Annotated in this window: 6 protein-coding genes; 4 read left to right on the top strand and 2 right to left on the bottom strand. The window is 73.1% G+C overall.

Annotated features, from left to right (window positions below; all coding sequences use genetic code 11):
* The first annotated feature begins 6 nt into the window (after positions 1-6).
* Positions 7-336 (top strand): YkgJ family cysteine cluster protein, encoded by a 330-nt coding sequence (locus QRD43_RS14940; RefSeq protein ID WP_285983302.1) that lies wholly within the window; start codon positions 7-9, stop codon positions 334-336.
* Positions 337-349: 13 nt separating this feature from the next.
* On the opposite strand, the gene QRD43_RS14935 is transcribed toward QRD43_RS14940, so the two are convergent.
* Together QRD43_RS14935 and QRD43_RS14930 are read right to left on the bottom strand one after the other, a co-directional pair.
* Positions 350-1,549 (bottom strand): tetratricopeptide repeat protein, encoded by a 1,200-nt coding sequence (locus tag QRD43_RS14935; protein WP_285983301.1) that lies wholly within the window; start codon positions 1,547-1,549, stop codon positions 350-352.
* A 110-nt stretch (positions 1,550-1,659) separates the two neighbouring features.
* Positions 1,660-4,458, bottom strand: coding sequence for an alpha-1,6-glucosidase domain-containing protein (locus tag QRD43_RS14930; RefSeq protein ID WP_285983300.1), 2,799 nt, complete (start codon positions 4,456-4,458; stop codon positions 1,660-1,662).
* 169 nt (positions 4,459-4,627) lie between these two features.
* On the opposite strand from QRD43_RS14930, the gene QRD43_RS14925 reads away from it, so the two are divergent.
* From QRD43_RS14925 to QRD43_RS14915, 3 genes are all read left to right on the top strand, one after another.
* Positions 4,628-6,205: an alpha-amylase family glycosyl hydrolase gene (locus QRD43_RS14925; protein ID WP_285983299.1), complete on the top strand. Its 1,578-nt coding sequence runs from the start codon at positions 4,628-4,630 to the stop codon at positions 6,203-6,205.
* A gap of 40 nt (positions 6,206-6,245) precedes the next feature.
* Positions 6,246-8,114, top strand: coding sequence for a glycoside hydrolase family 13 protein (locus tag QRD43_RS14920; protein ID WP_285983298.1), 1,869 nt, complete (start codon positions 6,246-6,248; stop codon positions 8,112-8,114).
* 151 nt (positions 8,115-8,265) lie between these two features.
* Positions 8,266-11,439 carry an ATP-binding protein gene (locus tag QRD43_RS14915; RefSeq protein WP_285983297.1) on the top strand — a complete coding sequence of 1,058 codons (3,174 nt, stop codon included), beginning with the start codon at positions 8,266-8,268 and terminating at the stop codon, positions 11,437-11,439.
* Positions 11,440-11,444 lie beyond the last annotated feature (5 nt).

The following is an 11,444-nucleotide window of genomic DNA, read 5'->3' as shown; positions in this document are numbered from 1 at the left end:
GCCCGCATGAGCACCGACAACCCCTGCCTGCGCTGTGGCGCCTGCTGCGCCAGCTTCCGTGTGGACTTTGCCCGCGAGGAGCTCCAGAGCGAAGGGGGGCATGTCCCCGACGGCCTCTGCGTGGACGTCACCGCGAGCCTGTGCCGGCTGCGGGGCACGGACCATGCCCAGCCGCGCTGCGCGGCACTCACGGGGCAGGTCGGCGTCAACGCGAGCTGCGGCATCTACGAATGGCGCCCCTCGCCCTGCCGGGAATTCGGCCTGCGGGCGCCGCTGGGCCTGGGGGACGATGCCTGCACCCTCGCGCGGGCCCGCCACGGCCTCCCGCCGCTCTGACAGGCGCGCGGCGTCAGTTCGTCAGCTGCTTCGTGGCCATCAGCTTGTTGAGCTTGGCCTCGTAGAGCCGCTGCTGGCCCGGCGTCGGACTCGTCTCCGCGGCGAGCGACAGGTGGCGCGCCGCACGCTCCTGCTGGCCGATGCCCAGCTTCGCCAGCGCGGCCCAGAAGTGCAGCTCGTGGTTGTTGGCGGAGCGCGCCAGCTCCTTGGCGAACAGGGCGTCCGCCGTGCGGAAGTCCGCCCGCTTCATGGCCTCGACGCCTTCGTCGAAGAACTGGAACGGCGGCACCGGCTGCAGCGAGGCCAGCCGGGCCTCGTAGCGGGCCTGATCCTGATGGCGGCCGGCCTCACGCGCCACCACCACCATATTGGCCAGGGCGACCTCGTTGTCGGGCTCCAGGGCCAGCACCTGCGTCAGCACCTGATCCGCGAGGTCGAGCCGGCCCATGCGGCGGTAGAGCACCGAGAGCGTGTTGAAGCCGCCGCTGAAGCGGCTGTCCGCCAGCACGGCCGCCCGCGCCCACCAGTAGGCACCGCGCACGTCGCCGTCGTAGAGGCGCTCGGCGGCGCGGTTGTTGTAGAACATGGCCACGATGGTGGACTCGCTGACTTCCATCGCCCGGTCCGCCCGGCGCTGCTCCTCGGGCAGGAAGTCCACGATCATCGGACTGTCCATGGTCGAGGACGTGCCGCGCTCCTGGAGCCGCGTGCCCAGCCCCAGGTTCACGTGGCCGGCCCGGAACATGAGGTCGGAGCCGCGCGTCCATTGCGGGTCCACCATCACCGAGCGGAAGTAGATGGGCACGTGCAGCTCGCGCGCGAAAGCGGCGGTCATCAGGACCAGCGAGAGGCAGTTGCCCCGACCCTCGGCGAAGGTCTCGGCGGCCGTGCGCGTCTTCTCGCCGTCGTACTGGATCTGCAGCTTGCCGTCCTGGTAGAGCGCCCGGATGAGGCCCTCCTTGCTGCCATAGGTGCGGGCCCGGGGCTCGACCGTCTTGTGCAGGAACTCCGCCATCTCGGGCGTCAGCGCCATCAGGGCCTCGCGGCCGGGCAGCGCGGGAGCCGGCCCGAAGGCCTCGTCGATCAGGGGCGGGGGCGGCAGGCTCTGCTGCGGGGCCGTGGCACAGGCCTGCAGCAGGCCCAGGACGAGCACGGCGGCGCCCCAGCGGGCGAACGAGGACGGACGGAAGGACGGGAGACGGCGCTTGGACATGATCGATGACTCGCAGCTCGGGGATCTGCCTGGATCATGAGCGCGTCCCGGGGTCGTGACAAGGCGTGTCATCTCTCACCCCGGGACGATGCGGATGGCGCGCCGCCTGCTCAACGCACAAACACCGCCGCGGACCACGCCGGCACGTGCACCCGGCGCTGTCGGCGGTCGACGCGCGCCGCCTGCCGCAGGGTGTCATCGGCGGCCCCGCGGCGCGCCAGCACCGGATGCAGACGCCAGGGCAGCCGTGCGTCGTCCCAGGCAAAGGCCTGGGGCTCGCGGCTGGCGTTGAAGACCAGCAGCACCTCCCGGAAGCCCGCCCCCGGCAGGCCCTGACCGTCCAGACGCGCCAGCAGCAGGGCTGGCGAGGCCGGCGCGGCCAGCCGCGGGAAGCTCAGGCGCCGCTGCACCTCGGCCGCCGTGCGCAGGTGGAAGAGCCGCGAACTGGCCCGCACGCGCAGCTGGTCGAGGAAGCGGTCCCGGGCCTGGCGCAGGTCCTGCGGGCGCGGCTTGATCGCCGGGTCGGCCAGCAGCGCACGGTACAGCGGCCAGGCCGGGGCGTTGTCGGCGGCGGGCGGCAGGCCCGCGCCGAAGCCGTTGTCCTGGAGCCGCCAGTCGAGCCCGTTGAACCAGTCGCCGGAGTCGTAGCTGTTCCGGTCCAGGGACTTGGAGCGCAGGATCTCCATGCCGGCGTGGAAGTAGGCCACACCCTGGCTGTAGGCCGTCACCGCCGTCGCCAGCAGCTGCGAGCGCACGCGCTCCTCGTGCGTGGCGTCGCGCGGGAGGCGCAGCACCTGGTTGTCGAAGAGCGTGTGGTTGTCGTGGTTCTCCGCGTAGTTGACGACCTCGGCCGGCTCGGCGGCATAGCCCGCCGGCTGGTCACCGTAGGCGATCTCGTCCAGGCGCCGGGTCACGCCCTGTGCATTCTGCAGCCGGACAGAGCGCAGGCTGCCCGCGAGGCCGACGCGGACGAGGTCCGCGGCCTGCTCGAGCGCCTCGACACCCACGGCCGCCGCCGGCCCGTTCGGCGCCGTGTACAGGCCGTTGCTCCAGCCTTGGCGCACGAGCCCGGCCGGCGAGCCGTCGCCCGGGGACCCACCCCGCAGCGCGTCGCGGGCGCGGTCGCTGAAGGTGCCGATGCCGCTGCCGTTGAGCGAGCGCTGGCTCGCCTGCACGAAGCGCGCGCCGTCGGCGACCTCGCCGAAGTTCCAGCCTTCGCCGATCAGCGGGATGAAGCGCCCCGTCTGCTGCCGCAATCGCACGGCGATGGCCTCCATCACCGCGCGCGGCTGGTGTCCCATGAGGTCAAAACGGAAGGAGTCGATGCCGTGCCGGCGGGCCCACAGCAGGACCGAGTCGCTCATCAGATGAGCCATCATGCGGTGCTCGGTGGCCGTGTTGTCGCAGCAGGTGGAGCGCTCGACGCGGCCCTGGGCGTCGAGGCGCTGGTAGTAGCCCGGCACGATGCGGTCCAGCACCGAATGAGGATGCTGCCCCGAGGCCGGCGTGTGGTTGTAGACCACGTCCATGCCCACGCGCAGCCCCAGGCCGTGCAGGGCCATCACCATCTGACGGAACTCCAGCAGACGCCGGCCGCCGTCGTTGGCGTCGCTGCTGTAGCTGCCCTCGGGCGCGCTGTAGTGCAGCGGGTCGTAGCCCCAGTTGTAGCAATCCAGGCCGGCGACGGCGCCCACCGCGGCCTGCTGGGCCTCGCTGTCGGGCGCCGCATCGGGCACGGCGGGCTGGCGGCAGCCCCGCTCGGGAATGCTGGCAATGTCGAAGACCGGCAGCAGGTGCAGATCCGTCATCCCGGCCCGGGCCAGGCGGCGCAGGTGCTGCACGCCCAGTGCCCCGGCCTGCGAGAAGGCGCCGAACCGTCCGCGCTGCGCAGGCGGCTGGCTGGGGTCGCGCCAGGAGAAGTCGCGGACATGCAGCTCATAGACGCTCATGTCCGTGGACGAGGCCGGCGGCGCCGGGCGGCGGTGGGCCTGCCAGCCGGGCGGCATCCAGGCCGGGTCCTCCAGGTCGGCCAGGAAGCTGCGCCGCGAATCGGCGTTCAGGCTCACGGCGGCGGGATCGGTCACGCGCTGGCGCAGAAGGCCCTCGCCCGGCACCAGCACGTCCACGAGGAAGCGGTAGTAGGCGTTGCGCGTGCCCGGCGTCGGCGGCAGCGACCAGCTGCCACTCGCGGGCTCCCAGCGCAGGGGCTGCACCCGGGTGGCGGGCGACTCGGCGTCGGGATAGAGGCAGACCTGCACCCGGTGCGCCGTCGGCGCCCACAGGCGCAGGCCGGCGTCCGCGCGTCCCGGCGTGAACAGCGGCCCGTAGGCCAGCGCCTCGGCGGCATCCGCGAAGCGGGCGTCGAGTGCGCCGGCCGCCTGCACGCGGCTGGCGTCCTGCACATGGCCCTGCGCGTCCTCCCGCACCAGCAGCAGCTCGGCGCGCAGCCAGCGCTCGTCGAGCGATTGCCCCTCGGGCAGGCGCAGCACACCGCCGTCGCGCAGGTGCGGGAAGCGCTGCGCCAGCGCCGGCGGGAGCGCGCCGTCGCGCTGCAGGGGCAGGCGGGCGTCCGCGCCCGTCAGCGCCTGGCCGACGCGCGCCACCAGCCCACCCCGCCAGGCCGCGACCAGGTGGAGCGAGCCGGCCTCGCCGACACCGGGCCACTGCAGATGCCGCAGGTCCAGGGCATGCGCCCGGGCCGGCCAGAGCGGCGCGCCGTCCGGCGCCGGGTGGAGCACGGAAGCCAGCCCGGGCGCGTCGCAGTCGGCGAGCGCCGATGCACGTTCGTCGGCCATCGCCGGCCCGAGCCCACCCAGTGCGAGCGCCAGCCCCAGGGACAGGCCCCGGACGCCCCCCCTCCGCCGGCGAGTGAGGTCAGACAGCGGCAGGTTCGCGGGAAGTCGGCTCATGGGGACGATCGGCGCTCGTGAAGACAAGAAATAGTAGCAAAACTACATCCGCAAAATACCTGGGTTTTCAGCAGGCGCATTTCCAACTATCCTCATCCCGCACAGGACATCTCCAGCCTCTGAGCGGCGGGCGATCATGTATTTGAACTACAGAATCATTTTCTCAATCTTGATCAGCAGCCTGGCGTGGGGCGCCTCGGCGGCGCCCGCCAGCGCGCCCGCCTCCACCCCCCCGGCCGGCTGGTCACAGGGCGTGTTCATGGAGGTCTTCGTCCGGGCCTACCAGGACAGCGACGGCGACGGCATCGGCGACCTGCGGGGCCTCACCCGCCGGCTGGACTATCTGCAGCAGCTGGGCGTGACGGGCCTGTGGCTCATGCCCATCACCCGTAGCGCCGACCACGACCACGGCTACGCCATCACCGACTTCCGCGCGATCGAGCCGGACTACGGCAGCCTGGCCGATTTCGACGCCTTCGTGCGCGAGGCCCACCGGCGCGGCATCGGCGTGGTGATGGACTACATCCTCAACCACAGCGCCAGCCAGCATCCATGGTTCCAGGACAGCCTCGCGAATCCGCAGTCGCCCTGGCGCGACTGGTACGTCTGGCGGGACCCCGCCCCCGCCGACCTCAAGGACTGGGACATCTGGGGCCACACCCCCTGGTACGCCCTCCCCGGGCAGGCCAGCGACAGCGCCCGCTTCTTCGCGACCTTCGGCGCGCACATGCCGGACTTCAACCTGCGCAATCCCGCCGTCGTGGACTACCACCGCGAGAGCCTGCGCTTCTGGCTGGACCGCGGCCTGGACGGCTTCCGGCTGGACGCCGTGCCGCACCTCGTCGAGAACAGCGCCCGGGACTGGAACGACCAGCCCGAGAGCCGCGCGCTGACGGCCGACTTCGCGCGGCTGATCCGCAGCCGCCCCGGCCGCTTCAGCGTCTGCGAGGCCACGGCCAGCCCCACCGCCTATGCAAGCCCCGACGTGTGCGGCAGCGCCTTCGACTTCGGCCTGGAGCGCCTGATCATCCAGGCGGCCCGGGGCGAGGCGGCCGCGCTGCAGCCCCTCGTGACGCATTTCGAGCACACGCCGCTGAACATGGCCACCATGCTGGCCAACCACGACATCTTTGCCGGCGCGCGCGTCTGGGACCAGCTGGCGGGCGACGAGGCCCGGTACCGGCTCGCCGCCGCCACCTACCTGCTGATGCCCGGCATTCCCTTCCTCTACTACGGTGAAGAGATCGGCATGGCCGGCGTGGCCGGCCCGGGCGACGTGCCGCTGCGCGCGCCCATGAGCTGGACGTCACAGGGCGGTTTCACGAGCGGCCAGCCCTTCCGCGCCGTGGCCCCGAATGCCGGCACGCACAACGCGGCGGCCCAGGCGCGCGACCCCGGCTCGCTGCTGAACCACTACAAGACCCTGATCGCCCTGCGCAAGGCCCAGCCTGCCCTGCGCGCCGGGGACTACACCCAGGCCTTCCAGTCCGGCCACGTGATCGGCTTCCAGCGCCGCTGGGGCAGCGACGGCAGCGACGGCCGGGGTCAGGTCTTGCTGGTGCTCATCAACTACGGCAGCGAGCCCTGGCAGGGACGCCCGGCCGGCCTCGCGCCGTCCCAGCGCCTGCAGCCCCTGCTGCGCAGTGCCGCCCAGGGCCGGCTGGACCGCAGGCAGCCCCGCGGCTCCCTGCGCGCCGACGCCCTGCAACTGCCGCCGCAGTCCTTCGCGGTCTACCGCCTGCGCTGATCCCGGCGGCCCGGCCCGCCTGTCCGAGAATGGTGACTCCATGCCCCTGTGCGCCTCCCTGCCCCATGTCCTGCGCCGCGGCCTCCTCGCGCTCGGCCTGGCCTTCCTCAGCTGCACCCACGCCATGACACTGGACCACATCGAACCCCGCTCCTGGTGGGTGGGCATGACACAGCCGGGCCTGCAGCTGATGCTGCACGGCGAAGGCATCGGCCGGCTGCAGGCTCGCGTGTCGCACCCGGGCGTGACGCTGCGGGGCCAGCAGCGACTGGAGAGCCCGAACTACCTGGTGCTGGATCTCGAGATCGCGCCCGACGCCCGTCCCGGGGACGTCCCCCTCGAGCTGATGGATGGCACACGGCGGGTGCTGCTGCATCCCTATCCGCTGCAGGCCCGCGCGCCCGGCTCGGCGCAGCGCCAGGGCTTCGGCCCGCAGGACGCGATCTACCTGATCGTGCCGGACCGCTTCGCCCAGGGCCGGCCGGCCCCGGCGCCCGCGGGCATGAAGGAAGGCGAGCGCCGCCACCTGCCGGGCGGCCGCCACGGCGGCAACCTCGCCGGCATGCGCCAGCACCTGGACTACATCGCCGGCATGGGCTTCACCCAGATCTGGCCCACGCCGCTCACCGAGAACGACAGCCCGGAGTACAGCTACCACGGCTACGCCAGCACCGACCTCTACCGGATCGACCCCCGCTTCGGGAGCAACGAGGACTTCCGCGCCTTCGTCGGCGAGGCCCGTGCCAAGGGCCTGGGCGTGATCCAGGACATCGTGCTCAACCACATCGGTGCCGGGCACTGGTGGATGCGTGACCTCCCGACGCGCGACTGGCTCAACCAGTGGCCCACCTACACGGAGACCAGCCACGCCCGCCTGTCCGTGCAGGACCCCTATGCCGCGGACAGCGACCGCCGCGCCTTCACGGACGGCTGGTTCACGCCCAACATGCCGGATCTCAACCAGCGCCAGCCGGTGCTCGCGACCTATCTCATCCAGAACAGCCTCTGGTGGATCGAGTACGCCGGCCTCAGCGGCATCCGCACGGACACCTACTCCTACTCCGACAAGGCCTTCCTGGCCCGCTGGAGCGCACGCCTGCTCGAGGAGTACCCGCGGCTGACCATGGTCGGCGAGGAGTGGAGCCCACACCCGGCCGTCGTCGCCTACTGGCAGCGCGGCAAGCGCAATCACGACGGCTACGTCTCCCACATGCCCAGCATGATGGACTTCCCGCTGCACGAGGCCCTGCTGGCGGCCCTGACCGAGGCCGACGGCCACGCCACGGGCTTCACGCGGCTCTACGAGGCGCTGGCCCATGACTTCGTCTACCCCGACCCGGCACGGCTCGTCGTCTTCGAGGGCAACCACGACACGCCGCGCGTCATCGCCGCCCTGCATGAGGACCTCGCCCTCTACCAGATGGCCACGGCCTATCTGGCCATGACGCGGCGGATCCCGCAGTTCTTCTATGGCTCCGAGGTCCTGCTCAGCAGCCCGCGCGAACGGGACGACGGCGCGGTGCGCGGCGACTTCCCCGGCGGTTGGGCGGGAGACCCGGTCAACGCCTTCACCGGCGAGGGGCTGTCCCCCCGCCAGCGGGCGGCACAGGACTGGCTGCGCCGCCTGCTGAACTGGCGCCGGCATCAGGCCGCGATCCACGAGGGCCGGCTGGTCCACTACAGCCCGAAGGACGGCGCCTACGTGCTGTTCCGCCAGCTGGGGGCCCAGACACTGATGCTGGTCCTGCACAAGGGCGAGCGGGCGGGCCGCCTGGCCATCGACCGCTACCCGGAGATGCTGCGCGCGGGTCAGCGCTGGCACGAGGTGATGAGCGGCCGCCGCGGCACGCTCGGGCAACACCTGGACCTGCCGGCGCGCTCCGCCCAGATCTTCGAGCTCGAGGACTGAGTCCCCGGCGCCCCGGCCGCGTCACCACTGTCAGGCTCTACGGTGGACGTGACGCGCGGACGCCCGCATACTGCGCGGCACCGGGGCAGGACGCCCAGTCGCGGGTCCACGCGGCAAGACCTGCCCCCGCCCGCAGGGAGTCAGCGCCGTCGTGTCCAAGCCACCGAGTCCGCATGAGCAGGAATCCGCCAGGCGTCTGCACCTGGCGGTCCTCTTCAGTGACCTCAGCGAGTCCAGCCAGCTCGCCGCCCGGCTCGAGGCCGAGGACTACCTCGAGCTGCTGGCCCGCGTCCGCGACATCTGCCGCCAGGCCGTCACGAAGCACCAGGGCCTGATCGTGCGCCTGCAGGGCGACGGCATGCTGGCCGTGTTCGGCTACCCCCAGGGCGGCGAGGACATCGCCCGCCGCGCCACCGAGGCCGCGCTGGACCTGCACGAGGGTGTGGCGCGCCTGCGCACCGCCGCCGACCCCGCACGCCCGCCCCTGCAGATGCACAGCGGCCTGCATGCCGGCTTGACGCTCGTGGTCGAGGGGGACTTCGAACGCGGTCGCCTGGACCTGCTCGGCGAGCCGCCCAATGTCGCGGCGCGCCTGTGTGAACACGCCGGCCCGGGCGAGGTCTGGGTCAGCCAGGCCGCGCTCGGCCCGGAGCTGCACCAGTTCGAGCACCGACCCGTCCAGCCGCTGCACCTGCGCGGCCTGGCGGAGCCGCTGACGGCCGTCTGCATCACCCGGCGCGGCCAGATCCTCACCCGGCTGGAGGCCCGCGTCCGCCAGGGTGCCCTGCCCTTCACGGGGCGTGAGCCCGAGCTGCAGTCGCTGCGCGAGCAACTGCGCCTGGCGGCCGAGAGCGGGCCCCGCGCCGCCCTCGTGCACGGATCCCCGGGCCTGGGCAAGACGCGGCTGTGCGAGGCGCTGATCGCCCAGGCTCATCGCGAGGGCTGGCGCATCCACCGCGGCTACTGCGACAGCCACCTGCACGGCGAGCTCATGCAGCCCTGGATGCAGCTGCTGCGGGCCTGCTTCGGCCAGCCGGGCCTGAGCCCCCAGGACCAGCTGCCCACGGCCCCGGACCTCGCGGCCCTGCTGCAGGCGCTGCCGCAGGAGCTGCAGGGCGACGCCGCCGCCTGGCTCGAGGCCCTGCGCCCGCATGAGCATCCCCGCGGCCTGGCGCAGTCCTGGCGGGACTGGCTGCCGCGCGTGCCGGCGCTCCTGCGGGCCCTGGGCCGCCAGCAGCCACAGCTCGTCTTCCTCGACGACTGGCAGTGGGCGGACCAGGCCAGCCAGCAGATCCTGGAGCAGCTGCTGCGCCAGACCCAGCTGCCGCTGCTCGTGCTGCTGACGAGCCGCCAGGCGGAGCTGGGCCCGCTGCAGGCGCGGCGGGACTTCCACGCCCTGCCCCTCGGCCCGCTGTCGCTGGAGGACTGCCGCCCGGCCGTGAACCAGCTGCTGCCCGGCCTGCACCCCTTTCTTGTCGAGCGCATCCACGCCCAGGGCGGCGGCAACCCGCTGTACATCGAGGAACTCTGCCACTGCGCCGCCCAGCTGCCCCCCGGTCAGCTGGCCCAGCGCCTGGAGGAGCCCCGACCCACCCGCGGCGCCTGGGCCGGGCTCGAGCTGCCGTGGCTGCGCAGCCTGGTGGAGGCGCGGCTGGAGCGCCTGCCGGCGAACGAGCTCCAGCTGCTGAAGACGGCGGCCGTGATCGGCACGCACCTGCCGATGTGGCTGCTGCAGCGCCTGTGCGGCGAGGACTGCCTCGACGCCCTGACGCGGCTCGACCAGCAGGACCTGCTCTTCCCTGCCCAGGCTCCGGGGCAGCTGCGCTTCAAGCATGGCATCACGCGGGAGGTGGTGTACCAGCTCGTCGGGGCACCGCAGCGGCGCGAGCTGCACGGGCGCATCGCCGGCATCCTCCTGGAGACCCGGCCTCAGGACGCCGAGGGCGTGACGAGCGACTGGGCCGGCTGGCAGGCCGCCCTGGCCTACCACCACGCGCAGGCCGGCCACTGGCGGCAGGCCGCCCAGCACGCCGAGCAGGCTGGCGCCCAGGCCGAACAGGGCGCCGCGCCGGACCGCGCCCAGCACTTCTACCGCACGGCCCTGGACGCCCTCGCCCGCTGTGCCGACGCGCCGGACCGCTACGCCAGCCAGGTGCGCATCCTGCAGCGGCTGGGCTTCACCTGTGTCTTCGATCCGTCCCCGGAGGACCTGAGCTACTTCGACCAGGGCTGGGAGCAGGCCCGCCGCCGCGAGGACCACGCCACGCAGGCGCTGACCGTCTTCTGGCGTGGCTACGTGGCCTATGCCCTGGGCATGACCCAGCCCGCCGTGGCGGATCTGCGCGAGGCGCTGCGCGGGCTGGAGCGGCTGTGCGCCGAGGCGGGCGCCGACCCGCGCGCGAGCCCCTGGCCGGCCATGCTCGTGCAGGCGCAGGCCACGCTGGGCCAGGCCCTGGCGGCGGCCTGCCAATACGAGGCCGCCGTCGATCTGCTCGACGCGGCCATCGCCGTCAAGCGCCAGCACCGCAGCGGCAGCCGCCCCGCCGTGGGCTCGGCCTATGCCCTCGCCTGCAAGGCGGCGGTGCTGGGCGACTGGGGCACCTTCGCCGAGGCCGACGAGTGCTTTGCCGAAGCGCGCCAGGCCATTCTCGGCGCGGGTCACGAGGTCGAGGGCTCGGTGCTGTGCCTGCATGCCCTCGTCCAGCTGTGGCAGGGGCAATGGCAGGCGGCGCAGCAGTCCGCGAGCCAGGCGGTGCAGATCGCCCAGCGGGCGCGCAACCTCTATGTGTTCGGCATGAGCCGCGCCCTGCTGAGCCGCGCGCAGTGGCGCCAGAGCCCGCCGGGGAGCGATGCCCAGTTGCGCGCGCTGCAGGCGCTCGAGGAGGCCACGCAGTGGCTGCAGGCGCGGCACAAGCGCCTCTTCGGCTCGCTGCTGCATGGCTGGCTGGCCGAGGGCCACGCCGCGCTGGGCCGCTACGGGCCCATGCGCCGCCAGGCCGCCCTCGCCCTGCGCCGCTCGCGCGAGGGGGACCTCCTGGGCGCTCCCACCGCCCTGCGCGCGCTGGCCGTGGCATCCGCCCGCGGCTATGGCACCCGGCCGCCCTCGCACTACCTCGCGATGGCCCAGGCGCTCGCGAAGCGCCGCGGCTCCCTGCACGAGACCGCCCTCAACCGCCTGTGCGAGGCCGACGTGCGGCTGCTGCAGGGTGACACGACCGGCGCGCTCCAGCAGCTGGAGGCGGCCGAGCCGCCATTGCGCCGGCTGGGCATGGACTGGCATCTGGCGCTGCTGGAGGCGCGCCGCGCCACGCTGTCCGTGCCCTGATCCGG

Origin of the sequence: Roseateles subflavus (genome assembly GCF_030285365.1) — a bacterium.
Taxonomy (GTDB): Bacteria; Pseudomonadota; Gammaproteobacteria; order Burkholderiales; family Burkholderiaceae_C; genus Roseateles_B; species Roseateles_B subflavus.
The sequence above is the reverse complement of the archived record's forward strand: the minus strand, read 5'-3'. Positions and strand labels throughout refer to the sequence as shown.